Genomic DNA, 26222 nt, shown 5'->3' with positions numbered 1-26222 from the left:
GTGACAAACCGCTCAGCGGCACCGTATGATCGTTCATGGCGGATGTAGTCTCCCGGAAACTGCACGGATCGGCTTCGACAACCATTTCTTACGCTGTTTCAAAAGGTTAGGCTACATCCGTCAACTCGACATGAATTATTCAGGCTAATTTTGCCCTGTAGCCCCTAGCAGCGTATAGATTGTATCGCCAGCCTGCCATCGGTCATATAACCGTTGGCAGGCAAATTCCGAAACGGCGCAGGAACACCCATGACAAACGAAACGTTGATCCCTAGCCGGCGCGCTTTTGCATTGAAATGTGGTGAGCGATACATCCCGAGGCCTTGCTGCGGCCGTTTCGCGCAAACCATGATCCGTCACGCCGGGCGACTGGCAACTTGCGGTTCGGTCAATCCGCGTTCTACGAAATCGGTGTAGATGCGCTTGACCACTTCGAGTTCCTCTGGTGGTCCCGGTTTAAGAATGACGCGATCGGTCTGGATGTTCTTGTGTTCGCGTGGGCGAAGTTAACTCTTTGGATTGCCAGCATCATCGATCAGGAAACTGCGCAATCCGAAACCCGAGGGGTCACCTTGACGGAACCCTTTCTTGATGAAGGTCGTCTGGCCCATATGCACTCTCGTCGAGAGCACGCAACTATGTTCCCGGGCGAAGCTTGACGAAATCAGACGGTGAAAGGCAATCTTGAGGGTTTTCATTCCATCCACGTCACCAAGCAATAGCGGTTGGCGTTCCGATGAGGTGGAAATAAGGGTGAAGCGTCCGGCCTTTATCTGGACGATCACAGCTATCGTTGAGGTGACGAAAATGCCGATGACCGTACGTAAGCCCGCGACAGTTGGTGAAATTCTGGTGGAAGAGTTCATGCAGCCTTGGGAATTGACACAATCGGCGTTGTCCGGGGCGATGGGGGTTCCGCGCAAGTATGTGAACGAGCTTTGCAACGACCGCCGTACGGTGACGGCTCCGACCGCGTTCATTCTGGCGCGTGTGTTCGACAATAGCCCTGACTTCTGGGTGAACGTGCAGCGCCGGACGGATTTGTGGGAAGCGATGCATTCGCCGCGCGAGCGTGAGCGGATCGAACGGGCCAAGCTGCTCGCTTCCGCAGCATGAAGGCTAAGCGCTAGCCTTGGCAGGGGCCGCGTGATAGCGCGGATTGAATGTCAGTCAGCGCAAAGTCATCACCGACATAGAGAAGGGGAGCGGAATGCCGCTTTGCCAAGGCATAGGCAAAACAATCACCGAAGTTCAAACCGGCTCTCGTTCCAAATCCCTTGCCGTATTCCACCCGCGCCTTCATCGCAGCTCGTGCAAGCCTGTCATCGATGGACGCAACCAAGATGCCGAAATCAGCAAGGAATGCATCCAGATCGGCAATCGCAGCATGCCGATCTCCCTCCCTGATCCTGCCCGCAAGAACTGTACCGGCCTCGACGTAATTCACCGCCGATATCAGACGCGCCGTATCAGACTGGAGAGCATCCATGCACTCCGGCGCTTCCACCTCATCGAAGAGGATCGCTATGATCGCTGATGCGTCGACAATCATCATTGATGATAGCCTGGCTCTTCTAAGGTATCGCCGACGGCTTCGTCCCATTCCTGTTTCGTAACCGGACGGCGGTCATAACGACTGGCACGCTCACGAACGAAAGCTTTCATACGCGCAACGTAATCGCGCTGCGCCTCGCGCTCGGCACGAAGCCGGTCCAGTCGCTCTCGCATGGCCTGAGTGATAGCGTCAGTCATGGTCTCGCCGGTAAGACGGGATAGTTCCCGCGCCAACCGGTCTGCTTCATCGGTCTTGATGCTCAAGGCCATGGTAATCTCCTCATATAGACACACTTTCTAGATATCATTTCTATATTGTATCTTCAACGGAGAAACGGAATGTGGACGTTATTCATCGTCCTGATTATCGAGCCCGATTTCCAACTCTTATCCCTTTGATTGTCATTTGCAGCCCGCAGGGACTTTTCGAAATCCTCGCGCGCCATCTGCCTGCCGGTCAGCTGGGCACTGGATAATACCACTGCGCCAAGCCGTTTGGCGGCATCGGCCTTGTCATCAGCATCCGGCTTGTCGCCAGCGTGATTGCCGTTGGCTGATCTGCATTCGTTCGCTCGCCTTTTCTGGCCTATCTCCAAGACCGACGGTGGCACAGGCTCTCCCGGCTGCACGGTTCACTGTGCCAATCATTTCCAATACCCAAGGGCCTCCAGGTGGCATAGCTCGACCACCCATGGCGGCCTTTGTCACGAGGCTTCAGCCCGACCGGTTGCCCGGCAAGCCGCTTGTTAACTACCAGACCTATAGACAATTATCTGGGGGGATCCTTCCTCCACTGGTGATACGCGCCTTCGAGGCGCCCTGAACGGCGACAGTTATCGTCTCGCGCAAAGCCGAGCCAGTAAGGCCGGCTGAAACCCTCGCAAAATCGCCGACGCCGCCAGCGGCCTACTTTTACACCGCCCTTTGGCCTGATTTTATTCCGCCGTTGACACGGGTGTGCATACGAAATCAATGGTGATAGATTCCGGTATGAACGACACCGTCCACACCGCACCATGCACGATGCATGCCCGGGCTATTGAAGGGCAGGCAGATATTGCCCTTTGCGTCCACGGCCACAAGCCCGCCTGAACCGCCGATTTCACCAAGTTCGGTCACGACGTCGCCTGCTGCTTTGTGCAAGTCCTGCCCTGCCCAGCGCATACGCGCATCTATCTCGTGTCCAACCGCCCGGCGAATAAAATATTCGCCATGTCCAGTTGCCGAAATGGCCGCAGTGGCATCGTCCGCCCAGGTTCCGGCGCCAATAACGGGACTATCACCGACGCGACCGGGCGTCTTGGCGGTCATGCCACCTGTAGAAGTTGCTGCAGCGAGATGACCGAAGCGATCGAGCGCGACCGCCCCGACGGTTCCGTGCTTGCGAGCAGGATCGCCGTCATCGGGAAGCCCCTTCTTGCGACGGTCCATTTCGACCTTGAGGGCATGGAGCCGATGTTCCGTACCGAACCATTCCGGGCTTTGCATTTCAAGACCGGCATTTTCACAGAAACGCCTGGCGCCATCACCGGCCAGAAATACATGCTCGGTCGTTTCCATCACCGCGCGTGCAGCAAGTATGGGGTGACGCGGGCCGCAAATTCCTGAAATCGAACCGCATTCACGCGTCATTCCATTCATGATGGCCGCATCCATTTCGTGGGTGCTGTCGGTGGTATAGACCGCGCCACGTCCCGCGTTGAACAACGGGTCGTCTTCCAATGCCATGACCGAAGCCGTTACAGCATCGAGCGATGTGCCACCCTCGCGCAGAATATTTAGCCCCGCCTCGAGACAGGCGCGTAAGGCAGCATGATAGGCCGCTTCGCGCTCCGGCGTCATAATAGATTTCAGTATCGTTCCCGCACCACCATGCAGCGCGATAACCGGCATCGTTTCAGACATTCTAACCTCAATGTGGAAGGAGTTCTGCTTTATCCAATCGCGTCAGCGCAACGCGAAACTCATGGCGGAAAGTGCCGTCATCCAGCCGACCACCTCTGCCATTGTCACACAATCAAAACCCACCGTGACGGCATCAACCCGTCTGGCTGGGGGGAGTATTGCCATTTGATCGGCGAGTGCCGCATTGCTCATCAAGAATTCTGTCTTGTATGGCCCATTCAGCCGGAAGGCTTTTTTACTACCAGCTTCTCGGACTGCACGTATCGCCCCTTCCCTTAGCATAGCGCGCGCCCGCTGAACGGATATCTGTCGCGCAGCCCGGTGACCGAAAGATTGTTTGACAACGATAAATTCAGCATCCGGGAAAAATCCAATATTCTCGTCCCTCGTGCAATCATCGCCGGAAACCAGACCAACTGGAACGCCAAGCTCTCCAGCATAAGCACCGTAAATACCCGGTTCCCCGTAAGGCAAGTTGTTGATGCGGACTTCCCGGAAGGCAAAACCGTTTGTGGTGTGAGCAAGCACCCCACCCTTGCCGGCCATGGAATGATGCCCGACCATAAGGAACAGATCGAACTCAGCCGTCAAACCGCAGGCCATGTTCATCGGTTTAGGCTTGCCCAGAAGCAGATCGGCTGCCGGATGCAGCAGAGATGGCAGGATATTTGTCATCGGCCCGTGAGAGTCGTTGACAAGGATTTCGGTCGCGCCCGCTTCTACCAACCCCTCGATTACGGCGTTTACTTCCTCGGTCATGAGAATGCGCGCCTTCTCATATTCCGCATGACCAGCCTGCCCTTGCGCTGGAGCAACTACACCTGCAACTCCCTCAATATCGGCGGAGATATAGATTCGCATAACAACCGCTCCTCAGTCGGATCGTAGCTTCGGATCGAGCGCGTCGCGCAAGCCATCGCCAAAAAGATTGAAGCCCAGCACGGTGACAAAAATTGCGATGCCGGGGAATAACGTCAAATGGTCAGCTACGCCCATATAGGTCCGGCCATCAGCCAGCATGGCGCCCCATTCGGGACTTGGCGGTTGTGCGCCGAGACCGATGAAGGACAAGGCAGCGGCTGTCAGAATGGAGGTGCCTATACGCATCGAAAAATAGACGATGACGTTTGGCAAGGTGCCGGGCAAGATATGACGAAGCATGATAACGCGATCAGCCACGCCGATGGCCCGCGATGCATCGACATAGACGGTTCGCTTCAACTGCAACGTCGTACCGCGCGCAAGTCGGGCAAAAACCGGAATAGAGAAGATTGCGACTGCGTAGATCACATTGGTAATACCAGGTCCGAGCACGGCAATTACAGCTATAGCAAGCAGAATGCCTGGGAAAGCAAGCAGCAGATCGCAGAATCGCATGATAATCGAATCCACCCAACCGCCGTAAAACCCGGAAACGATACCCAGAGTGACACCAAAAAGAGCACCCAGCGTCACCGAAAGAAAGCCAACGGCAAGCGAAATGCGCGCACCCCAGATAATACGGCTGAATATGTCCCGTCCGTAGGCATCCGTTCCTGCCCAATGCCCGGCACTGGGTCCTTGCAGAACAGCATTATAGTCGGGTGTACTCGGATCGTAGGGCGCGAGCACGGGAGCCAGAATTGCCGCCAGTACCAAAGCAATGATGAAGACGAGCGCCACGAGGGCCACCTTCTGCTTTTTGAACCGCCGCCAGAATTCAGCTAATGGTCTGCGCATTTTCTGGGAGGGTTCCACCAAAACGGTTGTCGTGCTCATTTGTAGCGGATCTCCGGGTTTGCAAAGGCATAAAGAACGTCAACCAGCAAATTGATGAAGATGAACTGTAGCGAAAACAGCAGGATCAATGCCTGTATGACGGGATAATCGCGATAGGAAACGGAATCGACCAGCAGTCTTCCTACACCTGGCCAAGAGAAAACGCTTTCGACCACAATCGATCCACCGAGCAGAAAGCCGAATTGCAGACCGACCATTGTAATAATTGGGATCAAAGCGTTGCGCAGCGCATGTTTCCATATGACCCTGCGCTCCGGCACGCCTTTGGCACGTGCTGTGCGAACATAATCCTCCCGCGCAATTTCGATAAACGCTGAGCGGGTAAAGCGCGCCATCACGGCTGCAACTCCTACCCCGAGGGTGAATGAAGGCATCACGTAATGCTGCCACGTACCGTACCCGCCGGTCGGAAACCAGCCAAGTTTCACCGAAAAGATATTGATCAGCAACAGGCCCAGCCAGAATGGCGGAAATGAAATGCCGGATACTGCAACGATCATTCCGGCATAATCAGGCCATTTGCCCCGTTTTACTGCGGAAATCACGCCAATGAGCAAACCGAGAAGCGATGACCAGAGCATTGCAAATACGGTGAGCCAGACGGTAGGCATCAGGCGTTCGCCAATCTCCTCGGTGACCGAACGACGCGTTTTCAGCGAAACACCGAAGTCGCCCTGAGCTGCGCGCGCTATATAGCGCGTGAATTGCTCCGGCAACGGTCTATCCAGCCCAAGCGACGAACGAACTGCGGCAACATCCTGCGGGCTGGCGTCAGGCCCTGCCACGAGGCGGGCGGGATCGCCTGGCAGCATATGCACAAAGGCGAAAACGCAAACCATCACCAGCACGATGACAGGTAGGGTGGCAACAAGCCGTTTGATGAGATAGGAAAACATAAATTCCCTTTCGGAAAGGTAGCGCCGGCCCCCAAAGGCCAGCGCTCTTTTCACGAGCTGTTAGTCAGCAAATGCTGCTTCTTCGAGCAGGAAACCACGATCGGGAAGCATATAGACGCCGGAAAGCGACTTGGTCTTGGCCGATAGGTTCTGGTTCACACCGAGGAATATCCAGGGCGCGCCTTCCCAGGCGGCCTTTTGTGCGTCCGCGTAGAATTCTGCCCGCCTGGCCGGATCAGCCGTGCTGATTGCACCTTCGATGGCAGCATCGACCTTTGCGTCCTTGAAGTAAGCAACGTTGAACATTGCTGGCGGAAAGCTCTGGCCATAAAGCAGCGGACGAATACCCCAATCGGCATCACCTGTCGAAGCAGACCAGCCGCCATAATACATCTGTACGGCAGCATCCTCCGGCTTCTCGATGGACCAGATTTTCTGCGCAGCAACGCCAGCCTCAAGCGGCATTACGTTCACCTTCACATTGATCTGTGCCAGTTGCTGCTGGATGAACTGAACCGCACGTATGGATTCCGTATTGGAGTTCGCCCAGATTTCCGTTTCGAAACCATTCTCCAGGCCTGCTTCCGTCATCAATTCTTTGGCCTTGTCGAGATTGTACTCGTAATTGCCAACCGGAACATGGAAAGCAAGGTTCTTGGGAATGATCGAATCTGCCGGCTCGCAAAGATCGTTATAGACGATCTTGCAATAGGCTTTCTTGTCTACGGCGTAATTGAGCGCGTGCCGGACGCGAACGTCATCGAAAGGCTTTTTCAGATTATTGAGAGAAACGTACCACTCGACGATAGAAGGATCTTTGTCGACCTCGACATTCGGGTTCTTTTCGGCGACCTGCATCAGTTCAGGAGGGAAGGAAGGGATAAACTGGGCTTCACCCGTCTGGAGCATTGCAAAGCGCGCGCCCGATTCCGGCACTGAACGAACCGTAACGCCATCGATCTTGGGAAGCCCCTCTTTCCAGTAGTTGTCATTTTTCACGACTTCAAGCGTATCTGCCGACCAGTTTTTGAACTTGAACGGGCCGGTTCCGACCGGATTGCGTCCGATCTCCTTGCCATATTTTTCAAGCGCGGCCGGTGAAATGATCATAGCACCTGGATGAGCAAGCGAAGCGATCATCGCGCCAAACGGTTCCTTGAGGATCAATTTGACTGTAGCATCGTCAACAATCTGCACTTCCTTGACCATTGAGACCAGGCTGCGGCGCGAAAGCTTGTTGTCTGGGTTGGCAAGACGTTCGATATTGACCTTGACTGCTTCGGCATTGAAATCCGAGCCGTCGTGGAACTTGATACCTTTGCGAATCTTGATGGTAAATTCGGTCGCTTCGCCATTGGCTTCATAGCTTTCTGCCAGCAGAGGAATGAGTTTCATATCCTTGTCGAAGCCAAAAAGACCCTGATAGATAAGACGAAGCGAGGTCTGCGACAGCGTGTCATTGATGTTCGTTGGATCAAGACCTGTCAGGTTATTTGGTACCGCAACGGTAAGGGATTTCGCCCAGGCCGTCGCGCCCGGGAGCATCATCACGGCGGCCAACGCCGACGAAAACAGCAAGTTCTTCAGTTTCATTGTCAACTCCTTCCTAAGATCAATGAAAATCGCCGATGGGATGGCGTGCTACGAAATGGCCAGGCTCCACCTCGATAAGAGAGCTGACGAGCGGCATGTCGTCCGGTGAACGCACCGGGCTTGGGATTTCCCCCTCGATAAGCGGGCGACTGCGCTCACGTCGCTGGGGATCGGCAATTGGAACCGCAGAGAGAAGCCGTCGCGTATAGGGATGTTGTGGATTCTCGAAAATCTGGCGCCGCGGACCAATTTCAACGATCTGCCCGAGATACATCACCGCCACACGATGGGATATCCGCTCAACAACCGCCATGTCGTGACTGATGAATATGTAGGAAAGTCCGCGTTTTTCCTGCAGTTCCATCATCAGATTAATGACCTGAGCCTGAATGGAGACATCAAGCGCGGCAACCGCCTCGTCGGTAATGAGAATATCGGGGTCTCCCGCAAGAGCACGCGCTATACAGATGCGCTGACGTTGCCCGCCCGAGAACTGATGTGGATAACGATGTGCATGTTCTGGCCGCAGACCTACATCCCGAAGCAATTCCACTACACGCTCGTGAATTTCCGCCCCTTTTGCGAGTCCGTGGGTGATTAACGGTTCCGCAATTGAAAAGCCTACAGTCAGGCGCGGATCGAGGGATGCGAACGGGTCCTGAAAGACGTATTGGATCTTGCGGCGAATGGATTGCTTTTCCGCTCTTCCAAGTTTGAAAATATCCTTGCCATTGTAGAGGACCGCTCCAGAAGTGGCTTCCTGAAGCATCATAATTGTGCGTCCGGTCGTTGACTTGCCACAACCCGATTCACCGACCAGCGCCAGTGTTTCACCCTGGTGCAAACTGAAACTGACCTGTTCCACAGCATGCACGCGACCAGTGAGTTTCGAGAAGAGCCCGTTCCTGATATCGAACCGTGTCACCAGATCACGCACCTGCAATACCGGGTCAGGTGATTTGATCGTGTCTTGCGGAGGATACTCGGCAAAACTGTCCGAGCCGCTGTCATCTGCTTTCAATAGAGGAAAACGACGCGGAAGGTTTTCACCGTTAAGGGCTCCAAGACGTGGCACTGCGGCAAGCAACGCGCGGGTATAAGAGTGTTGCGGTGCAGCAAAAATGGTTTCTACTGTGCCTTCTTCCACTTTCTCGCCGCTACGCATAACAAGTACCTTGTCTGCGACTTCCGCCACAACGCCCATATCGTGAGTGATGAAGAGTACGGCCATGCCCATCTCTTCCTGCAGCAAGCGGATGAGACGCAGAATCTGCGCCTGAATGGTGACGTCCAGAGCCGTGGTAGGCTCATCGGCAATCAGCAGGCGCGGCCGGCAAGAAAGAGCCATGGCAATCATGACACGCTGACGCATGCCACCCGACAACTGGTGCGGATGACGGTCAAGTATGCGCCTGGCATCGGGAATACGGACCTTTTCCAACATGCGCAGTGCTTCAGCCCGTGCTTCAGCAGAAGAACATTTCTGATGCAAACGCACCGCTTCGGCAATCTGCTCGCCAACAGTAAAAACCGGGTTGAGAGAGGTCATCGGCTCCTGGAAAATCATCGCGATATCGTTGCCGCGAATACCTTCCATCTCATCAAGCGCGAATCTGGTAAGGTCGTGTGTAACTCCATCGCGGTTGGTAAATTCGATAGCGCCTTCCGTAATCTTGCCGCCACCGAATTCCACAAGGCGCATGATCGCAAGAGAGGTGACAGATTTACCGGATCCGGATTCGCCCACAACTGCCAGCGTTTCACCCGGTCGGATCTCGAACGACAAATTCCTGACCGCACGAAACGTGCCATCATCGCCCTTGAAATCAACACTGACATTTTCAACGCGTACGATCGGTGCTTCTACCGGCTTATTCGGTTTCACTGACATCCGTGGTCCTCGATTTGGACTGCGGCAGATCTTCATCCTCCGCATAAAGATAGGGCATGAGAGAGCGCGTTACGGAGACGGCATCCGAGACGCTCTGATGATGTGCCGTCAGCACGGCAATAATCGCTTCGAAGGCAGCGAGTGCCCCAATCGTCGAACTGTGCAAAACGGGGTGGCTCGCAGGCACAAAAATCTGTTCATGACTGTGTGGGCACAGCGGCGAGGCAGGGCCATCGGTTACGGCAATGCAATAGGCTCCCCTGCCCCTCGCGAGTTTCAGAAAATCAACGGTTGCCTGTGAATAGCGTGGCAAGGCCATCGCTATCACAAGATCTCCAGGCCCCAGCCGAAGCACTTTCTGGGCAACACGTTCAAGCCCGCCTGCCCCGTTCAGCATGATCTGCGACTGGGTAGAAAGGATCGATTTATCAGCGAGATATTGCAGCATGTTCGCACTGACGCCAAAACCGAGAAAGGCAACACGCGGCGCGTGCATCATCTGGGCGGCAACGCCCTCCCATGCGGTATTCCCGGCTTCACTCATAACCTGCCGCAGGCTTTCCGCCGCACTTTGGAAGGAGTCCTCCGCAATTTTTCCGGGCGGGATGTGACGGGCGCGGTCGACATTTTCCACGGGGCGCAGCAATGACTGATAGCCTTGCACCGCGAGCCCTCTGAAATCTGTAAAGCTCCCCAATCCGAGCGCCCGCACAAAACGGGTAATCGTTGCCGACGAGGTAGAGGTTGCCTGTGCAAGCTCCTCAATACCCATTGTCGCGACCGCGAATGGATTGGCGAGCACAAAATCTGCGATCTTCTGCTGGTTTGAGGTCAGACTACCCCGGCACGACCCGATCAAAGTTGACAGATTCACGTGGTTCCCGTTTGTTTTTATCTTTATGAAAATATTGTTATCAGAAATATTTCAATTTGAAAATCTTTTTCACATCAGTTCACAACAGTTGCAGAGCAGCGAAGTCAGATAAGCTTTAGCCATTGTGCGAACGGTGGAATCTATGCGCTTTGATTGGAGGCGCGGTTGGAAGATTTTGCATCAGGTTTTGGCAAGCCGTCACATTTACCCGTGGCCATTCTCCGGCAGGCCGCCGAAACACGCCCTCACCACATGGACCGTGACCGACGACTGGCCCGATCCCGTTCCGGTCACGGAAACCGAGATCGAGGTGTTCGAGCGATGGTTCGGCGACCTGTTCGATGAAATGTTCGGCCCCGACGCTGGATCGCCCGATTCGGGAGCCAAAATCGAGCTTGAAAACGGTACTAAAAAATGATACTGGATACTCCATGAAAAAGCGTCACAGAGCCACGCTGGAACTGATCTTCGCCCGCCCAGTCAACGGTTCGATCCGCTGGGCGGACATAGAGGCGCTGTTTGTAGTTCTCGGGGCGGAAGTCAGCGAGCGGGAAGGTTCGCGCGTCGGCGTGTTCCTGTTCGGCGAAGTGCGCGTCTTTCATCGCCCGCATCCGTCACCGGATACGGACAAAGGTGCGGTTGCCAGCATCCGTAAATGGCTGGACGAACACGGAGTAAAGCCATGAACAATGTCGTTGAAATCAATGGTGAGAAGGCAGTCATCGCTTTCGATCCCGAGATTCAGATGCTGCGCGGCGAGTTTGTCGGCCTGAATGGTGGGGCCGACTTCTATGCCGAGAGCGTCCACGATCTGATTGAGGAAGGCCGCAAGTCGCTGGCCGTGTATCTCGAAATGTGCCGGGAGAAGGGCATCGAGCCGCGTCGGAAGTTCTCTGGCAAGTTCAATGTCCGCCTCACGCCTGACGACCATGCCGCCGCAGTCATTGCCGCAGCAGCATCGGGCAAGAGCCTGAATGAATGGATCGTCGGGACGATCCGGGAGGCCGCTGAATAGCGGCCCCGTTCGGTTCGACCGGATTGAAAGGAGATGGCATGAATGCTTTGTGAGCGGCGCAAGCGCCCGATGATTTCTATATTGTTGGGAGAGGCGGATAGGTTCCAGCCTGGATGTCAATTTAGGGCGCTTGACCCTGTATAAGGAGATTAGCGAGGAAGCTCATCGCAGTGGAGAGCACGCCGGAGCGTTCGTTATCGGATTTATTGAGCAGTTCGCGGGCGGCGCTGGCAATGACGGGATGCGGGCCTTTCTCGCCGACGTACGGGGTGGTCATCATGGCGGATAGCGCCGACTCGATCGGCCGGCGCGGATCAGAGAGGAAGGCGGCAACGCCGGCGAGCGTCTTGTCCTTTTCGGCATAGAGGACGTGCAGGATCGCGCCGACCAGCAGCGAGTGGTATGTCTTCTCCCAGTGATTCCCGCTTCTCCAGCGAGCCTTCGGGATCCACCAGCACATCGGCAACGTTCTGCACATCCCTGGCTTCCCATTCGCCTTTCCGCACCTCGAGCAGTGGATTATAGGCCGCCGACTTCGTATTGGTCGGGTCGAAGAGCAGCACGCGACCGAAGCGGGAGCGCAGGCTTCCGCTGATTGTCGGACGAATAGCGGGCATAGAGGGCGGCACGGGTCATGAATCGGTTCCCCTTCACTCGGCAATGCACTGCGTCTGCATGGCTCGTCGCGGCTGGCGCTGCCTGTCAGCGCAGGCCCGCCTTCCTGCCTCACAAGCCCTCGCCGGGACGGAGCCGGCCGGTCAAGGCTGACGCGGAACGCGCCACCGCGGTAAGCGGCTCGGCCTTGAGGGGCGGCTTCGTTCCGGCCCCCTCAAGCAAGCAAAAAAGGCTTTCACCGTAGATGCCTGCCAGCACATCATTGCATCACATCTTGTCTTCCGGCACGGGCATAACATCCGGCGCTTTGTCCAGAAAGCCTGTCAGAGCACCGCGTTTCGTCGTACCCGCACGTGCCTTGAGGAATTCGCTGGCCGTCTCCACGGCCCCGATCTTCTGTGCGACGGCGGAAATGATCCACTGATTGAGCGACACACCATCCTCCTGCGCCAGACGCGCGGCGGTCTCCTTCAAGGATTGCGGAAGTTGCAGCGGATATTTATAGCGTTGGGTCTGCGTCATGTGTTCAGTCTCCTGACGATCTCTCCCGGTGTTATCACGGTCATACCCAGTCCAAGTGCCGGACGGAAATCCTTGACATTGTGCGTCACGATGGCCTCCGCCTGCCCGTTCAATGCAGCTTCCAGCACCATTTCGTCCGCGACATCCGACAGCATGGGCCGCGTGCGAAACGAAATATCGACGCCTTCGGCAATGGTGGCGAGCGCACGCATCACCGCAGCGACGTCCTCAAGACCATACCCTGTTGCCTGCCGGATTTCCTCCCGGCTCAGCTGGTTTCGATCACACAGGAAATGGGTGATGACCCCATGCATGTCATGATGCGACAGATCATGGCACTGTTTGACGAATACCAGTCCAAGGAAAACGCCAAGTGAAGGCGGTCGCGAATTGTGCGGCGGATGTAGTTTTTATCGGCACGGACTCCCCTTTTAAGCCGTCATGGGGAGCGGGTCGGTTCCCTCGCTCAAGATGGCGAGATATCGCCGGTAACTGAACACGCGCCCCCGTTTGCGCCCGGTGATTTCCTCAACGATGCCAAACCGTTCCAGATCGGCGAGTGCCGCATTCACGGTCGGAGCCGAAAGCCCTGTTTGTTGGACGAGCTGGTTGGCCGTCAGGAACGGGTTCTGCTGGAACAAATCGTGGATACGCAGTGCGGAGCCTGCCCGGTCGCTCTCTGTCGTAATCCGCTCGCGGTCTTCCTTGAACAGATCAACAATACGGGTAGCGGCCTCGAACGCCTGATTGGCCGTTTCCGCAACTCCGGTAAGGAAGAAATCGAGCCAGGCTTCCCACGCCCCGTGCTCGCGCACCTCTTGAAGAAGGCGGTAATAGTCGGCGCGATGCGTTTTCAGGTACAGGCTCAAATAGAGGAGTGGCTTGCGCAGCACACCGTTGACGCAGAGATACAACGTCACCAGCAAGCGGCCGATCCTGCCATTGCCATCAAGGAACGGGTGGATGGTCTCAAATTGGACATGCAGCAGTCCGGCCTTTATGAGAGCGGGTAGACGGGAGCCGTCCTCGTGCATGAAGCGCTCAAGCGCATCGAGGCAATCGTCCATCTCGGTCGGCGGCGGCGGTACGAACAGCGCGTTGGCGGGACGTGAGCCGCCGATCCAGTTCTGAGACCGTCGAAACTCGCCGGGATTTTTCGTCCCGCCGCGTCCGCTTTGTAGCAAGCGTTCGTGCATCTCGCGGATCAGACGCAGTGACAGCGGTAGCTCCTCCAGCCGTTCCAGCCCATACATCATCGCATCGACGTAGTTCGAGACTTCGCGGATGTCGTCAATCGGCTGGCCGACCTGCGCCTCGGTCTCGAAGCGGAGCAGGTCCGAAAGAGTCGATTGTGTGCCTTCGATCTGGGATGAAAGGACGGCCTCCTTCCTTACATACATGTAGAGGAACAGCTCCTGACGCGGGAGCAACATCGTGATCCCGTCCAGACGACCCAACGCGCGTTCGGCCAGGCCTAGCCGCTCCAGAAGGGCCAGCACGTCGATCGGCGGTTCGGGCGGCAGTGAAGGCGGCACGAAGGCACGCACGATTTCGCCCGCAACAGGGGTCTTGACGAAGCGGCCTAGCCGAAGGTTAGAATCTGATTCGGACATGCCCAATTATGCGGGCGCAGTGTTATTTAAGCAATTGGCCCTTAGCTTAAATAAGCATTAAGTTAAGGTAAGCGCTCTTAAATAACCATCGATACTATCATGGGCGCGCACACGCAAAAGGTTCGTAACAATATTCTGTTGAATTTCATCTCAAATTGAACCAGTTTTCCGTTTGACCATGTCCCAGTCAGTTGAATTCATGCTCTTGAAAACACAATGGTATCTGTCTCGCAATTGGATCAGAGCGAAATGGAAAACTGGTTCAAACTCAATTGAAACTCAACACTTGCATTTAGAATTCTTCTTGTCGGCCAAGGTCTTCCCTACCAAGGCAGATCGCTTGATGGCAATCGGCGAATTCAACGGTCAGATCATTATCGTCGTCGTCTTCAAGCCGATTGGTTCGGAAGCCTCTCCGTTATCTCCATGCGTCCAGCAAGCCAAAAGGAAAGGAAGCTATGATGGGTATCAAATTTTCCTCTAAGCGCCCTCTCACTCAGGAAGAAGAGGCAGCAATCCAGAAGATGATCGCAAGTGATCCTGATGCGCCAGAAGCCACCGATGAACAACTTGCCAAGGCAAAACCCTTCAAAGAAGCCCTCCCGGAAATGGCCGCCAAGATGGAGAAGGCCATTCGGGGCCGACCGCGTATCGACGATCCCAAGACACCGGTTACGATCCGGCTCGATCAGGATGTGGTTCAACGCTTCAAGGCTACTGGCAAAGGTTGGCAGAGCCGCATGAATGAGGCTCTGCGCAAGGCTGTTGGCCAATAAGTGAATACACTATCCACGACGAGCTATCATTCTTGAGAAGCATTGAGCTCAAGCCTCGTGGGGTCAAGCAAAGCCTCTTGAACCACAGTCACCGTCCCCGGGGCATGAGATATTCAATTTTGGCCATGGTACAGGTCTCCTCAAACTTCGTGCCGCATCGAGCGTGGATGCGCGCAGATGATTGCCGCCCCGCGGGTAACAACTACCTCTCATGCGGCTGTCCATTCCTCTGCGCGACCTCCTCGCACATCGGATCACGTACTGCATCGGCGAACTCTGGCAAACGGGCTTTCGAACTTTCTTCCGACAGACGACCCGCAAGTGCATCTATCAGGAGACCGACGTCCAGGTTCAGGTCCGATGTTCGATCCCACCCTCTGCGTCCTGCTCAAAGATAACCTTGTTCTGGTTTGACTGAGTCTGAGCCCATTTCGATATGTCGTCAGCGGTTCACTTTCGCTCATCTTCTCGCCACACACCTAAAGGCGTCGCGCACCGCCTTTTCTCCATCGCTCATCACCACGTCTCTTGAAACGAAGCAGCATGGAGTGGTTTGAAGCCGGCCCCTGCAGGTCGGCTTCGGGAGGCCCACTCCCAACTTCAACACAGTTGCGCCGGCACACACAAACGCCAGCTCAAGGCACACGGAAATAAGGACTGTCGAGGTAACGGGCGCAGACGGCCTCATCCGACAGGTTGAAGGTGTGCTTGAGGATTGCAGGTCCTGCCATCAGCCGCGTCAGGGTGGCAGGCCACCACCATCCTTGTAAACTTCCCCGAAGTGCTTTTCCAGAAACGCCCAGTCAATCGTCTGCGCCATCCAGACCAATCTTACAATTTTTGTCTCGATGGTATTCTTCAGATCAGCTCAGCGACGACGCCGTTCCGCGCCGCACGGATATCGCCCTTGCGCGCGAGCCGTTTCCCGATATTCAAGCTCAGATTGCCGATCTGATGATGTCTCCGGCCCGTGCCGTCGCGACCGATCAACGTTTCCGTCAGCAATGGCAGCCTGGCGGATATTAGTGGCGCTAGGACATTACACCATCCAGTGATTTACGCGGCCGAAATTGTCGCCCATGCTGTTAGCTCTGAAGATTTTATGATCGTCATCCCGCTTCGCGCAGCCGTTCCGCCGTCTGCAAGTCCACAGAAACAAGCTGACTCACGCCCTGCTCACCCATCGTCACGCCGAAGAGACGGTTCATGCGCGCCATAGTGATCGGATTATGCGTGATGACCACGAAGCGCGTTTCGGTCGAAGCCGCCATTTCATCCATCAGATTGCAGTAACGCTCCACATTATGGTCATCCAGCGGTGCGTCCACTTCATCGAGTACGCAGATCGGTGCCGGATTGGTGAGGAACACAGCAAAGATGAGCGCCATGGCCGTCAGTGCCTGCTCGCCGCCGGAAAGCAGTGTCATGGTCTGCGGCTTCTTGCCAGGCGGGCGGGCCAGAATTTCCAAGCCGGCTTCCAGCGGATCGTCGCTTTCGATCAATTGCAGTTCAGCCGTGCCGCCGCCAAACAGATGCGTGAACAGACGCTGGAACTGCACATTCACCACGTCGAACGCAGCCAGCAGGCGTTCGCGTCCCTCACGGTTGAGGCTCTGGATTGCCTGGCGCAGTTTCTTTATCGCCTCAATCACGTCCTCACGCTCGGAGACGATGATGCCCAGACGTCCGGACAGTTCTTCTTGTTCCTCATCGGCGCGCAGATTAACCGCCCCGAGCCGCTCGCGATCGATCTTCAACCGCTCCAACTGGCGTTCTAGTTGGTCAGGATCAGGCAAAGCTTCGTCCGGCCCTAAACCTGTCTGGCGGATAGCTTCATGCGGTGGGCAGTTCAAAGCTTCGGCAATACGGGCTTCGGCGTCCTTGCGCCGCTCTTCCGCCGCCGCAAGACGTTCTTCGGCACGCGCACGCTGTTCGCGACTTGCTGCCAATTGCTGGATAGCAAGGGCCGCCGTCTTGTCGAGTTCCGCCTGTGCAGCCTCAGCCTCGGCCAGAATATCGCCAGCCTGTTTTCGAAGGGCATCGGCCTGCGAAAGTTCGTTCAACAGTGCCCGGCGGCGACCCTCGATTTCGTCAGGCGCTTCGGCAAGCACCTCGGCCTCATCTGCCGTTTCCGCACGGCGATCATTCAAAGCAGCTATATGACGGTCCGCATTTTCGGCGCGGGTTTTCCAATTGCGGCGCTCCAACGCAATCATTTCCAGCCGCCGTTTGCGGGCATCGGCCTCGCGCCGCAGCCCTTCGTAAGCAGCGCGCGCTTCGGCCAGAGCAGTGCGGTCCGACATGACTTCGCTGCTCAATGCGGCAAGGCGTTCGCCAATCGCATCGATATCCGGCATTGCGTCAAGCCGGTCTTCGGCTTCCGTGACACGGATCTGCGCTTCTTCGAGATTTTCTTTCAGATGTGCCTTGCTGTCTTCCAGACCGGCACGGCGTGTTGCCAACTGGCCTGCTGCACGCTCAGCAGCCGCCAGAGCCTCACGCGCTTCATCAAGCTTGCGCTGCTTAGCACGCCATTGATCACGCGCGACGCGTTCCTGTTCGACCGCCTCGCGGACGCCGGCTTCGGTTCGCTGCACATCCTGCTCAGCCTGCTCGGCACGTTTGCGCGCGGCAATCGCCTCCTGTTCGAGCTCCGCCAGCCGGTTTTTTTGTGCCAGTCGCTGGGCTGCCGGGGTCGGCGCATCGGCGCTCGCTGTATAACCATCCCAGCGCCAGAGCGCACCAGTCTTGCTGACGAGCCGCTGGCCGGGCCGCAACATGGTTTGCAGGCGCTTGCCTTCACTTTCCGAGACAACGCCGACCTGTGCCAGCCTACGGCGCAATTGCTGCGGCCCTTCTACCAGCCGATCCAAAGGTGTCACGCCGTCGGGCAGAGCGGGATCGGCATTGGCTGCGGGATTGTAAGCCCAGTAGACCGGTGCGTGTTCATCGCTGGCCGCATCAAGATCTTCGCCGAGTGCCGCACCAAGTGCTACTTCATAGCCTTTCTCGACACGCAGTTCTTCCACCACCGGCGGAAATTGTCCCGTTTCGCTGGCATTCAAAATGCGGGCCAGCGTCTGCGCTTCCGTTTCGATACGGTTCAGCTCCGTGCGCGCTTCGCTCAAAGGCTGGCGGCTGGCGGCCTCGGCTTCGCGCGCACTTGCAACAAGCTCCTCCGCGGTGGCAACCATTTCCTCGGCGAATGCCAGCGCTTCCATACAACTGTCGACCACGATGCGCTTTTCCGCAGGATCGAACAGGCCACCGATCTGTTCCGCGACAGCAGCGATGTCGCGCTCGATCGCTTCCATCTGGACAGAAAGACGGTCACGACGATCACGTGTTTCCTTCAATGCCCGCTCGATCTGCACACGCTCTGCGGCAGCTTCGGCACGTTCAGCCGTAACGCGGGACAAAGCGTTCTCGCTGTCCTGCAAGCGAACTTCCGCTTCCTCAAACAGTGCATGCAGTTCCTGATCGCGCTCGCCGGATTCTTCGGCGGCAGCGATCAGTTCCTGTTCTTCGTCATCGAGACGCGCCAGAATATCGGCGTTCTCACGCATCATTTCTTCTTCGCGCGCGACGTCGGCGGAAAGCTGCTCAAGACGCTTTATCAACTCTGCCCGGCGGGCACGAAGACGTTCGCCTTCCTCATCAAGCTGCGTTCTGGCAATGGAAAGACGCTGCAATGCAGCCGCAGCTTTCGCTTCAGCTTCACGCAGTTCGGGCAGTTTGTGTGCGCCGACCGCCTGTACTTTCGCCGCGTTCATCTGGGCTTGCGCCATGTCACCGACAGCCGAGGTTGCCTGCGCCAGGGCGCTTTGCGCCTCGCCTTCCTGCATCTTTGCCTGCGACCAGCGCAAATGCAGAAGTGCGGCTTCCGCCCGGCGAATATCTGCGGAAAGTGCCTTGAACCGGTTCGCCTGACGCGCCTGACGTTTCAGACTTTCAATCTGACTTCCCAACTCGCCAACCACATCGTCCAGACGCTCGAGATTGGTTTCAGCAGCACGCAAGCGCAGCTCGGCCTCATGACGGCGCGTATGCAGGCCCGAAATGCCAGCCGCTTCTTCCAGAAGCGCACGACGGGCTTGAGGCTTTGCCTGAATAAGCTCACCAATACGCCCCTGCCCGACCATCGACGGTGAACGTGCGCCGGTGGACTGGTCCGCAAAGAGAAGTTGCACGTCCTTGGCGCGCGCTTCCTTGCCATTGATGCGATAGACCGATCCCGACTCCCGTTCAATGCGGCGAGAGACCTGCAATTCGTCCGCATCATTGTAAGCTGCAGGCGCGGTGCGGTCAGAATTGTCGAGAAAAAGCGTGACTTCCGCAGTATTGCGCGCGGGCCGCGTGGCCGAGCCGGAAAAGATCACATCGTCCATGCCGGAGGCGCGCATGTTCTTGTATGAGTTTTCACCCATCACCCAGCGCAGCGCTTCGACCAGATTGGATTTGCCGCAGCCATTCGGGCCGACAACGCCCGTCAGCCCGCCTTCGATGACGAACTCCATGGGCTCGACGAAAGATTTGAAACCGACAAGGCGCAGCCTGGAGAAGCGCATCAGAATGCCCCTCCTGCAGCGAGAGCGGTGCCTGTTAAAACCGGGTGGTGGAACCGCTCCAGCTCATTGTTTGTACGCATTATCCCACGCAAAACCGCTTCGCACTTTTGCTGGAAATGCTCTATCTCAAAAACGCAAAAAGCGGACGCAAAAGAGCGCCCGCTTTTCGATCTGAAAACCGGATCAGAGAAGCTTGTCGATGATTGCCGACATTTCGTCAACCGAAAGCGCTCCAGCGTATTTTTGTCCGTTAATGAAGAAAGTCGGCGTTGCACTCACACCAAAATCCTTCGACCCACGCTCCATCGTCGCTCTCACATCATCGAGAACTTGCTGGTTCGTCAAGCAAGCCTTGAAGGACTCCTGTGTAAAACCGGCAAGTTTTGCAATTTGCAGGAGAGCTGCTTCACCATCTTCGGCGGTCGCCCACTGCTGCTGCTGCTTGAAGAAAACGTCGACCATGGGGAAGTAACGGTCTTCCGGTGCGCAGCGCGCCAGCATGAAAGCGGCAGTCGCGCGCGGATCGAACGGGAACTCACGAAAGATGAGCCGTGCCTTGCCCGTATCGATATATTTTTCCTTGATTTTCGGGAATGTGTTGATCGTAAAATCTGCGCAATGCGGGCAGGTCAGCGATGCATATTCAACGATGGTGACCGGCGCGTCAGCCTTGCCATAGACCATATCCTTGAGCTTGCCGGGTTCGGCAATCTTGGCCGCATCAACGGTGCCTTCAGGATCGCGCTGCTGCGCATTCGCACCACCGGCAAACGCCAGCCCGGCAGCCGCTGCTCCGGCGAGAGAAATAACGTGTCTGCGATTAAACGCTGCAGGCATCCGAATCATCCAGTCCTGTTTCAATAGTTGACTTCGACATACAATCTAAAGCGGCAGATCGCACTTCGCTAGACCCGCAGCGTTCACATGAAAGTCAGCACCTTGTGTTTTTTGTCTTCATATTTGCGACAATCAATTGGAGTACCTAGTTCAAACTGCTGAAAGCTTGCATCAATTTTATGGCAGCAAGCCGAATTCAGCTGTCCTTACCGTCTTTTCGACCGATCGTCCGCTTCTCTGCGAGAATGTTCTTGCCAAGACGCGCCAGTGCTGCGCGAAGCGCGTCATCTTCAATACCGTCCGTGGCCTTGTCGATGCGGCGTTCTTCCGCTGGACCAAGCGGCGCCAGCCTCTTTATCCGACGCTTGGCTGGAATGACCGGCGGCTTCTGTTCGATGCGAATGCGCCCGACTGCCGAGAAGCCGAGAAAGCCATTGATACGGCTGATGATTTCCCCTGTTTCATGCTGAACTTGCAGGGCTGCGAAGCCTTCACAGGCGATAATCAGCGTTGCTGGTGAAAACGGATCATCCTCATGCAGACGACGGGGCCAGATAATGCGCAGCGGACGCGACGTTGCACCGATGGCAGGCCCGACAATATCTTCCCACGACTGAAGCAAAGCGAGATTGATACCGGCACGCTTTTGCAGCATCGGGTCCACCAGACCCGAAGCCATGTCTGCTAGCGGCCTGAAGCCGCGTCTGGATGCTGGTTCGCTCATCGCGCTCCATTATAGCCGCGAAACCACTCGACAAACAAAGGAATCCCCTGATCGAGTGTCGTTTTCGGGCTAAAGCCAAGATCGCCAGCAGCAAGCGTGATGTCGGCGTAAGTACGCGGCACGTCGGCAGCTGGCATGGGTTCGAGCTTACGGATTGCTTCCTTGCCCGTCGCTTTCTCGATTGCAGCAATGAAATCGTTCAGCATTACGGGCCGGTTGTTGCCGAGATTATAAACAGGTGCGGTATCTTCCGGTTTGTCGAGTATGCGCCGTGCCGCACCGACTACACCGCTGACGATATCGTCCACGAAGGTGAAGTCCCGCTGCATCTCACCATTATTGAACACCCGGATCGGCTCACCCTTGAGGATCGCGGACGTGAACAGCCATGGCGCCATGTCAGGCCGCCCGTAGGGACCGTAGACGGTAAAGAAACGCAAGCCCGCAGAGTGGAGCTTGTGCACGTGACGGTAGGAGTAGGCCAGCAATTCGCCCGAACGCTTTGTCGCGGCATAGATCGAGACGGGATGATCGACAGGATCGCTTTCGGAGAAAGGCACCTTTTCATTCGCGCCATAGACCGACGATGAACTGGCATAGACGACAGGCGGTCGCTTATCCAGTCTGAGCGCTGTTTCGAAGACCGTGACCTGTCCCTGCACATTAGCGGAGATATAGACGGTGGGGTTCTCAATGGAGTATCGCACACCCGCCTGCGCTGCCAGATGCACGATGATATCTGCATCCCGATCAGCACCGATTGCCGCATTGAACGCTTCCGCATCGGAAATATCCGCCTTTGCAAACCTGAAGCCTTCCCTCATATGAAGTTTGGAGAGCCGGGTTTCTTTCAGGGCAACCGGATAATAGTCATTCACATTGTCTATGCCGATGACCTGCCAGCCTTCATCCAGCAGTCGTTGCGCCGTGTGGAACCCGATAAATCCGGCTGCGCCCGTTACAATGGCTTTCATGCGGCTGATTTCTTTCCAAAAATATACGAGATGAGACCTGCGCGGCGCGCAGCCATCATTCGTCGCGATGCAGCCGCATTCAGTGCTGCGAGGAAGAACATGGTCGAGGCGATGGTCACCTCGTGCAAAAGCGGATTGTGCAGCATGCCGTAGCTGCCACAGATAACAGCGAAATAAATTAATGCTCGCCGCATCGCCCAACTATCGGCGGTCCGCCACAGATAGACGAAGATCGAGATAAATGCGCCGGCCATGAAGATAAGACCAACAATGCCATCGTTCAGCAGTTCATCGAGAATCGTGTTGTGCACGTGACGGAAGCCGTTCAGCATCGTAGCCTTATCGCCAGCCTCAGCCTTTACGAAATCCATCTTCGAATAGGAGCCAACACCTGTAAACGGATGGGTCGCAATAACACGAGACGCACTTTTCCACATGACTTCGCGGATATCGGCTGAGATCTTGTCTTCCCAGTCAGCGGCACGCCCGGTATCGTAATATTCGACCATTCCAGAAAAACGCTTGGAAATGATGCTTCCGACAGGGCCGACAACGACCAGAGCCGCTGTTGCGGCAAACAGTATTGCGTAAGCCGCGCCCTGTTGCCTGATGCTGAAACGCTTCAGGAAGATGAGGATTTCCACAGCGACAAATATCGGCAACACCACAATGACTGCACGTGTTTCAGAGGTCAAAACAGCGGCGAACCCGAGAACCAGCCAATGCGGACCATTCGGCAAGTAGCGTGATGTGTTGCGCAGCGGGATCGCAGCAGAGATCGCCGCTACCCCAGCAACGAATGCGAAAACGGCCTGATTGCCGCCAATGCCAATGCGTCCACCGTCGACGATAGAAAGGCAGACCGCGATAATGACGGCAAGCAGCGTTCCAACGCGTGCGCCAAGGACATAGGCTCGCAGTGGATCACGGATAAGCACCATTCCGGAACCGGCAAAAGCGAAAATGGTGATCAGCAGAGTATAGCCGATCTGCCGGTTATCGTGGAAAGGCTCGCCGCGAAACAGGATCAAGCCTAACGACCAGACAGCATATAAGACGATGAAAAGATAGAATTTTTTTGCGAACATACGTGTCGTCGCATGACGTCCGCAGGCGAGATAAATACCAATGCATGAAAAGACGAAAAGTATCAGCGGTCCAAAACCGATGCGAATGGGCATCGCGGCCGACGCTATCCCGAGCACCCAGGAATCTATCCGGCGCCGCAGGAGAAAAGACTTTTTAAAATAACTCAATCTCTGCCCTCTCTTAAGCCCTTCTTATCAAGAGCGTAGGCGATTCGTCGGACATAGTCAGTTGCTCGAAACAGAAGGGTAGTTATCCTTTTGTATACGGGTAAACGCTTCTTGGCGTAGGCAGAACGCCCCTGAGCGATCGTAGAAATCGCAATATCCGAAAACTCAACGACCGGCTTGTCGGTCGTAAAAACCTGATACGCACCAGCCCACCCGCGTTCCAATGCAACATCATAAGGCAGTCGCATGGGCCGGAGCGCTTTCAGCATTTTCGACGCACCTTCCCTGGTTACGACATATGCTGCTGAACTGCCCAGCGGACCATGCAGACAGCGACCTATGGAGAACTGATCACCGGCTTTTTGAAATGGGCGGAAGGCAGCCGTCCTGTGATTCACGAGCTTAACCGCATCCCAACCCGTCACCTTTGTCAAATACGTCAGGAACGGTTGAAAAGCAGGAGTGAAAATTACGTCATCTTCCACAATGACCGCAAAAGATTCAGGTGCTGCGGCTATTATCTCCAGCACTTGGATATGGCTGAAATAACAACCAATTTCTGCGGGCAGTACAGTTTTACCATGCCAACGACGAAAGCCTGCATCATCGAAATCCGTCAGTTCTTCCGGGGACAGAAGTTTTCCCTCAACAGCTTCCACGCGCCTCAGATCGATCGAAAGCGCATCCGCATTGGACTTCAGCCTGTCCCAGCGATCCCGTGACCGCGCAAGATTGATGACATAGACAGGTACAGAATGGTCCACTTATTCTCTTTCCAACCGAGCACATCAGAAGGCCCACGGTGAGACTTCTATGCGCTAGGATCTATTATGCACAGCGTTGTTTCTATCAATTCTAAAAATAAGGCATTAATCAGAATGCTGCCCAACTGTTAACCGATGTCCTTCTCATGCTGAATTCTACCAATTCCAATCAATCCACAAAGCTCCTGCGCTGGTATGACCGGCACCATCGCGTTCTGCCGTGGCGCGTGAGCCCGTCCGAACAGGCCTCCGGCGTCAAACCCGATCCCTATCGCGTCTGGCTCTCCGAGATTATGCTTCAGCAGACGACGGTGGAGGCGGTCAAGTCCTACTTCGTGAAATTCGTAGAACGCTGGCCCACCGTTCAAGCCATGGCAAAGGCGAGTGAGGACGATATCCTGCGTGCATGGGCCGGGCTCGGTTATTATTCGCGTGCACGTAACTTGAAAAAATGTGCCAACGCCGTGGCCCTACAGCACGATGGCAAGTTTCCAGACAATGCCATTGCACTGAAGGAACTGCCGGGCATCGGCGATTACACTTCGGCGGCGATCGCCGCAATCGCGTTTGGCGAGGCGGCTGCCGTCGTCGACGGCAATGTGGAGCGTGTAATTTCGCGGCTCTACACAATTGACACGCCCCTGCCCGCTGCAAAAGCTGAAATCCGCGCACTCATGGGTCAAATGACGCCTATCGACAGACCGGGAGACTTTGCTCAGGCCATGATGGATCTGGGTGCAACCATATGCACGCCACGACGGCCAGCCTGTGCGATCTGCCCGTTCAACAATGATTGCTCGGCTCTCAAATCGCGCGATCCGGAGGAGTTTCCGGTGAAGGCCCCCAAGGCAGAAAAGCCAATTCGTACCGGGGCGGCATTCATCGCCATTGCGGGGGATGGTTCAATTCTCCTGCGCAAGCGGAAAGGTGAAGGCCTGCTTGCCGGAATGACCGAAGTTCCGGGTAGCCACTGGACGGCGCGTATCGACGGAGATGCAACAATCGCCGCAGCACCGTTCCCAGCACATTGGAACGCTTCCGGTTCAATCACGCATGTTTTTACACATTTCGAACTGAGATTGACGGTCTATCGTTCCGAGAATGTCAGCAAGAGTGCGTCTGCGGATGGATGGTGGTCCCGACCAGACGAGCTTTCCGATGAGGCGCTACCCACCGTCATGAAAAAGGCGATCATCGCCGCCATACCAGAAGCATTCAAACGAGGGAGGAGAAACCATTGAGCAGTCCCGTCAAGCATGTAGTCTTCGATATTGGCCGAGTTCTGATCCACTATGATCCTGAACTTGCTTATCTCGACGTCATTCCCGATGCTTCGGAACGGCGGTGGTTTCTGGAAAACATCTGCACCAGCGCATGGAATATCGAGCAGGATCGCGGCAGAAGCTGGCAGGAAGCAGAAGCACTCCTGATCGATACATATCCCGAGAAACGCGATCATATTCGTGCGTTCCGGCAAAACTGGAACCGCATGGTTCCCCATGCGTACGAGGACAGCGTCGAAATTCTGCGCGGCCTGATAGGCCATGGCAATGACGTCACCATGCTGACGAATTTCGCTTCAGACACTTTCCGCGAAGCACAGGTTCGCTTTCCCTTTCTAACCGAAAGTCGGGGCGTCACCGTATCGGGCGACATCCATATGCTGAAACCCGACCGCGAAATCTACGATCATCATGTTGCATCGTTCGACCTTGATCCCGCGGCAACGCTTTTCATCGATGACACGATGCACAATGTGGATGGCGCCAGACAGGCTGGCTGGCAGGCCGTGCATTTTACAGATGCGGACAAGCTGAGCTCCGATTTGAAAGCCCTGAGCCTCACCTTCTAGAGCCTGTCTCCCGAAAATGGGACCGGTTTCGGGATAAAGACACGTGTAAAAACAAACGAATAGAACACTTCCAATAATTCAATCAAAACAGGAAATGCTCCAGATCTAAAATAGCGAAGGCGCCCGAAGCCAATGCTTCGAGCGCCTCACTATCAGACTATGCTGGAGGCCGTCCGATAACTAATCGTTTGCGCATCTTATCCGAAAACCGCTT

Annotated in this window: 27 protein-coding genes and 3 pseudogenes; 9 read left to right on the top strand and 21 right to left on the bottom strand. The window is 55.8% G+C overall.

Annotation, left to right across the window (positions count from 1 at the left end; all coding sequences use genetic code 11):
• Positions 1-377: 377 nt before the first annotated feature.
• Both KWJ32_RS21435 and KWJ32_RS21430 read left to right on the top strand, forming a co-directional pair.
• Complete coding sequence (locus KWJ32_RS21435) at positions 378-659, top strand: hypothetical protein (RefSeq protein WP_256886220.1); 282 nt, start codon at positions 378-380, stop codon at positions 657-659.
• Positions 660-807: 148 nt separating this feature from the next.
• Positions 808-1116 (top strand): HigA family addiction module antitoxin, encoded by a 309-nt coding sequence (locus KWJ32_RS21430; RefSeq protein WP_012090893.1) that lies wholly within the window; start codon positions 808-810, stop codon positions 1114-1116.
• A gap of 10 nt (positions 1117-1126) precedes the next feature.
• Here the strand turns inward: KWJ32_RS21430 and KWJ32_RS21425 are convergent, their stop codons facing one another.
• From KWJ32_RS21425 to KWJ32_RS21385, 9 genes are all read right to left on the bottom strand, one after another.
• Positions 1127-1555 (bottom strand): type II toxin-antitoxin system VapC family toxin, encoded by a 429-nt coding sequence (locus tag KWJ32_RS21425; protein WP_012090892.1) that lies wholly within the window; start codon positions 1553-1555, stop codon positions 1127-1129.
• Entirely contained in the window at positions 1552-1824 is a 273-nt protein-coding gene (locus KWJ32_RS21420; protein WP_151615797.1) for a type II toxin-antitoxin system VapB family antitoxin, read from the bottom strand. Before KWJ32_RS21420 ends, KWJ32_RS21425 begins: the two co-directional genes overlap by 4 nt.
• A 699-nt stretch (positions 1825-2523) precedes the next feature.
• Entirely contained in the window at positions 2524-3459 is a 936-nt protein-coding gene (locus KWJ32_RS21415) for an isoaspartyl peptidase/L-asparaginase (protein WP_012090889.1), read from the bottom strand.
• 42 nt (positions 3460-3501) lie between these two features.
• Entirely contained in the window at positions 3502-4320 is an 819-nt protein-coding gene (locus KWJ32_RS21410; protein WP_012090888.1) for a M55 family metallopeptidase, read from the bottom strand.
• A gap of 12 nt (positions 4321-4332) precedes the next feature.
• Positions 4333-5217: an ABC transporter permease subunit gene (locus KWJ32_RS21405; RefSeq protein ID WP_012090887.1), complete on the bottom strand. Its 885-nt coding sequence runs from the start codon at positions 5215-5217 to the stop codon at positions 4333-4335.
• Positions 5214-6134 (bottom strand): glutathione ABC transporter permease GsiC, encoded by a 921-nt coding sequence (gene gsiC, locus KWJ32_RS21400; protein WP_012090886.1) that lies wholly within the window; start codon positions 6132-6134, stop codon positions 5214-5216. Before gsiC ends, KWJ32_RS21405 begins: the two co-directional genes overlap by 4 nt.
• A 60-nt stretch (positions 6135-6194) precedes the next feature.
• Positions 6195-7727 (bottom strand): glutathione ABC transporter substrate-binding protein, encoded by a 1533-nt coding sequence (locus KWJ32_RS21395; RefSeq protein ID WP_040129733.1) that lies wholly within the window; start codon positions 7725-7727, stop codon positions 6195-6197.
• A 19-nt stretch (positions 7728-7746) separates the two neighbouring features.
• Entirely contained in the window at positions 7747-9618 is a 1872-nt protein-coding gene (locus KWJ32_RS21390; protein WP_051917513.1) for a dipeptide ABC transporter ATP-binding protein, read from the bottom strand.
• Complete coding sequence (locus KWJ32_RS21385) at positions 9599-10492, bottom strand: MurR/RpiR family transcriptional regulator (RefSeq protein ID WP_012090883.1); 894 nt, start codon at positions 10490-10492, stop codon at positions 9599-9601. The genes KWJ32_RS21390 and KWJ32_RS21385 overlap by 20 nt, the downstream gene beginning before the upstream one ends.
• Before the next feature lie 142 nt (positions 10493-10634).
• Between KWJ32_RS21385 and KWJ32_RS21380 the strand changes: the two genes are divergently transcribed.
• Genes KWJ32_RS21380 through KWJ32_RS21370 form a run of 3 tightly spaced genes read left to right on the top strand, consistent with a single transcriptional unit; the run spans position 10635 to position 11507 of the window.
• Positions 10635-10910, top strand: a complete 276-nt coding sequence (locus tag KWJ32_RS21380; RefSeq protein ID WP_235915181.1) for a hypothetical protein — start codon at positions 10635-10637, stop codon at positions 10908-10910.
• A 13-nt stretch (positions 10911-10923) separates the two neighbouring features.
• Positions 10924-11178: a type II toxin-antitoxin system HicA family toxin gene (locus KWJ32_RS21375; RefSeq protein WP_040129739.1), complete on the top strand. Its 255-nt coding sequence runs from the start codon at positions 10924-10926 to the stop codon at positions 11176-11178.
• Positions 11175-11507, top strand: a complete 333-nt coding sequence (locus KWJ32_RS21370) for a type II toxin-antitoxin system HicB family antitoxin (protein ID WP_012090880.1) — start codon at positions 11175-11177, stop codon at positions 11505-11507. The genes KWJ32_RS21375 and KWJ32_RS21370 overlap by 4 nt, the downstream gene beginning before the upstream one ends.
• Positions 11508-11661: 154 nt before the next feature.
• Here KWJ32_RS21370 and KWJ32_RS21365 read toward each other — a convergent pair.
• The 4 genes and pseudogenes from KWJ32_RS21365 to KWJ32_RS21350 form a co-directional block, all read right to left on the bottom strand.
• Positions 11662-12088: pseudogene (locus KWJ32_RS21365) on the bottom strand (type IV secretory system conjugative DNA transfer family protein); the annotation flags it as partial.
• Between the two features lie 301 nt (positions 12089-12389).
• Entirely contained in the window at positions 12390-12644 is a 255-nt protein-coding gene (locus tag KWJ32_RS21360) for a toxin-antitoxin system HicB family antitoxin (RefSeq protein WP_125301843.1), read from the bottom strand.
• Positions 12641-12958 carry a PIN domain-containing protein gene (locus KWJ32_RS21355; protein WP_012090878.1) on the bottom strand — a complete coding sequence of 106 codons (318 nt, stop codon included), beginning with the start codon at positions 12956-12958 and terminating at the stop codon, positions 12641-12643. The genes KWJ32_RS21360 and KWJ32_RS21355 overlap by 4 nt, the downstream gene beginning before the upstream one ends.
• Before the next feature lie 117 nt (positions 12959-13075).
• On the bottom strand, positions 13076-14257 hold the full coding sequence (locus tag KWJ32_RS21350; protein ID WP_012090877.1) for a Fic family protein: 1182 nt from the start codon (positions 14255-14257) through the stop codon (positions 13076-13078).
• Between the two features lie 238 nt (positions 14258-14495).
• Between KWJ32_RS21350 and KWJ32_RS28295 the strand changes: the two are divergent.
• A pseudogene (locus KWJ32_RS28295) lies at positions 14496-14719 on the top strand (hypothetical protein).
• Positions 14719-15033, top strand: a complete 315-nt coding sequence (locus KWJ32_RS21345) for a BrnA antitoxin family protein (RefSeq protein ID WP_125301902.1) — start codon at positions 14719-14721, stop codon at positions 15031-15033. The pseudogene KWJ32_RS28295 and the gene KWJ32_RS21345 overlap by 1 nt, the downstream one beginning before the upstream one ends.
• Before the next feature lie 644 nt (positions 15034-15677).
• On the opposite strand, the pseudogene KWJ32_RS21340 reads toward KWJ32_RS21345, so the two are convergent.
• The 8 genes and pseudogenes from KWJ32_RS21340 to KWJ32_RS21305 form a co-directional block, all read right to left on the bottom strand.
• Positions 15678-15862, bottom strand: a pseudogene (locus KWJ32_RS21340) (IS5/IS1182 family transposase); the annotation flags it as partial.
• 29 nt (positions 15863-15891) lie between these two features.
• Positions 15892-16038, bottom strand: coding sequence for a hypothetical protein (locus tag KWJ32_RS21335; protein ID WP_158304318.1), 147 nt, complete (start codon positions 16036-16038; stop codon positions 15892-15894).
• 104 nt (positions 16039-16142) lie between these two features.
• Complete coding sequence (gene smc / locus KWJ32_RS21330; RefSeq protein WP_094514879.1) at positions 16143-19601, bottom strand: chromosome segregation protein SMC; 3459 nt, start codon at positions 19599-19601, stop codon at positions 16143-16145.
• A 183-nt stretch (positions 19602-19784) separates the two neighbouring features.
• Positions 19785-20438 (bottom strand): DsbA family protein, encoded by a 654-nt coding sequence (locus tag KWJ32_RS21325; RefSeq protein ID WP_010658427.1) that lies wholly within the window; start codon positions 20436-20438, stop codon positions 19785-19787.
• 196 nt (positions 20439-20634) lie between these two features.
• A complete protein-coding gene (locus tag KWJ32_RS21320; protein ID WP_012090872.1) occupies positions 20635-21162 on the bottom strand; it encodes a DUF721 domain-containing protein in 528 nt (175 codons plus the stop codon).
• Entirely contained in the window at positions 21159-22136 is a 978-nt protein-coding gene (locus KWJ32_RS21315; protein ID WP_012090871.1) for an SDR family NAD(P)-dependent oxidoreductase, read from the bottom strand. The genes KWJ32_RS21320 and KWJ32_RS21315 overlap by 4 nt, the downstream gene beginning before the upstream one ends.
• Positions 22133-23224 carry an O-antigen ligase family protein gene (locus KWJ32_RS21310; protein ID WP_235819927.1) on the bottom strand — a complete coding sequence of 364 codons (1092 nt, stop codon included), beginning with the start codon at positions 23222-23224 and terminating at the stop codon, positions 22133-22135. Before KWJ32_RS21310 ends, KWJ32_RS21315 begins: the two co-directional genes overlap by 4 nt.
• Before the next feature lie 164 nt (positions 23225-23388).
• On the bottom strand, positions 23389-24156 hold the full coding sequence (locus tag KWJ32_RS21305; RefSeq protein WP_012090869.1) for a glycosyltransferase family 25 protein: 768 nt from the start codon (positions 24154-24156) through the stop codon (positions 23389-23391).
• A gap of 146 nt (positions 24157-24302) precedes the next feature.
• Here KWJ32_RS21305 and mutY point away from each other — a divergent pair, with 146 nt between their 5' ends.
• Both mutY and KWJ32_RS21295 read left to right on the top strand, forming a co-directional pair.
• A complete protein-coding gene (gene mutY / locus KWJ32_RS21300; RefSeq protein ID WP_012090868.1) occupies positions 24303-25397 on the top strand; it encodes an A/G-specific adenine glycosylase in 1095 nt (364 codons plus the stop codon).
• Entirely contained in the window at positions 25394-26008 is a 615-nt protein-coding gene (locus KWJ32_RS21295; protein WP_012090867.1) for an HAD family phosphatase, read from the top strand. The genes mutY and KWJ32_RS21295 overlap by 4 nt, the downstream gene beginning before the upstream one ends.
• Positions 26009-26222 lie beyond the last annotated feature (214 nt).

The organism is Ochrobactrum sp. BTU2, assembly GCF_024539785.1.
In the GTDB taxonomy this organism is placed as follows: domain Bacteria; phylum Pseudomonadota; class Alphaproteobacteria; order Rhizobiales; family Rhizobiaceae; genus Brucella; species Brucella anthropi.
This window is presented reverse-complemented; position numbering and strand designations above follow the sequence as displayed.

Excerpts from the sequence above, each read along its gene's own strand:
- KWJ32_RS21345 (WP_125301902.1), top strand. The coding sequence starts at position 14,719 with ATGGGTATCAAATTTTCCTCTAAGCGCCCTCTCACTCAGGAAGAAGAG.
- KWJ32_RS21325 (WP_010658427.1), bottom strand. The coding sequence starts at position 20,438 with ATGCCTGCAGCGTTTAATCGCAGACACGTTATTTCTCTCGCCGGAGCA.
- KWJ32_RS21315 (WP_012090871.1), bottom strand. The coding sequence starts at position 22,136 with ATGAAAGCCATTGTAACGGGCGCAGCCGGATTTATCGGGTTCCACACG.
- KWJ32_RS21415 (WP_012090889.1), bottom strand. The coding sequence starts at position 3,459 with ATGTCTGAAACGATGCCGGTTATCGCGCTGCATGGTGGTGCGGGAACG.
- KWJ32_RS21425 (WP_012090892.1), bottom strand. The coding sequence starts at position 1,555 with ATGATGATTGTCGACGCATCAGCGATCATAGCGATCCTCTTCGATGAG.
- KWJ32_RS21375 (WP_040129739.1), top strand. The coding sequence starts at position 10,924 with ATGAAAAAGCGTCACAGAGCCACGCTGGAACTGATCTTCGCCCGCCCA.
- KWJ32_RS21360 (WP_125301843.1), bottom strand. The coding sequence starts at position 12,644 with ATGACGCAGACCCAACGCTATAAATATCCGCTGCAACTTCCGCAATCC.
- KWJ32_RS21320 (WP_012090872.1), bottom strand. The coding sequence starts at position 21,162 with ATGAGCGAACCAGCATCCAGACGCGGCTTCAGGCCGCTAGCAGACATG.
- KWJ32_RS21350 (WP_012090877.1), bottom strand. The coding sequence starts at position 14,257 with ATGTCCGAATCAGATTCTAACCTTCGGCTAGGCCGCTTCGTCAAGACC.
- mutY (WP_012090868.1), top strand. The coding sequence starts at position 24,303 with ATGCTGAATTCTACCAATTCCAATCAATCCACAAAGCTCCTGCGCTGG.
- KWJ32_RS21370 (WP_012090880.1), top strand. The coding sequence starts at position 11,175 with ATGAACAATGTCGTTGAAATCAATGGTGAGAAGGCAGTCATCGCTTTC.
- KWJ32_RS21420 (WP_151615797.1), bottom strand. The coding sequence starts at position 1,824 with ATGGCCTTGAGCATCAAGACCGATGAAGCAGACCGGTTGGCGCGGGAA.
- gsiC (WP_012090886.1), bottom strand. The coding sequence starts at position 6,134 with ATGTTTTCCTATCTCATCAAACGGCTTGTTGCCACCCTACCTGTCATC.
- KWJ32_RS21430 (WP_012090893.1), top strand. The coding sequence starts at position 808 with ATGCCGATGACCGTACGTAAGCCCGCGACAGTTGGTGAAATTCTGGTG.
- KWJ32_RS21310 (WP_235819927.1), bottom strand. The coding sequence starts at position 23,224 with ATGTTCGCAAAAAAATTCTATCTTTTCATCGTCTTATATGCTGTCTGG.
- KWJ32_RS21355 (WP_012090878.1), bottom strand. The coding sequence starts at position 12,958 with ATGCATGGGGTCATCACCCATTTCCTGTGTGATCGAAACCAGCTGAGC.
- KWJ32_RS21395 (WP_040129733.1), bottom strand. The coding sequence starts at position 7,727 with ATGAAACTGAAGAACTTGCTGTTTTCGTCGGCGTTGGCCGCCGTGATG.
- KWJ32_RS21380 (WP_235915181.1), top strand. The coding sequence starts at position 10,635 with ATGCGCTTTGATTGGAGGCGCGGTTGGAAGATTTTGCATCAGGTTTTG.
- KWJ32_RS21410 (WP_012090888.1), bottom strand. The coding sequence starts at position 4,320 with ATGCGAATCTATATCTCCGCCGATATTGAGGGAGTTGCAGGTGTAGTT.
- smc (WP_094514879.1), bottom strand. The coding sequence starts at position 19,601 with ATGCGCTTCTCCAGGCTGCGCCTTGTCGGTTTCAAATCTTTCGTCGAG.
- KWJ32_RS21405 (WP_012090887.1), bottom strand. The coding sequence starts at position 5,217 with ATGAGCACGACAACCGTTTTGGTGGAACCCTCCCAGAAAATGCGCAGA.
- KWJ32_RS21390 (WP_051917513.1), bottom strand. The coding sequence starts at position 9,618 with ATGTCAGTGAAACCGAATAAGCCGGTAGAAGCACCGATCGTACGCGTT.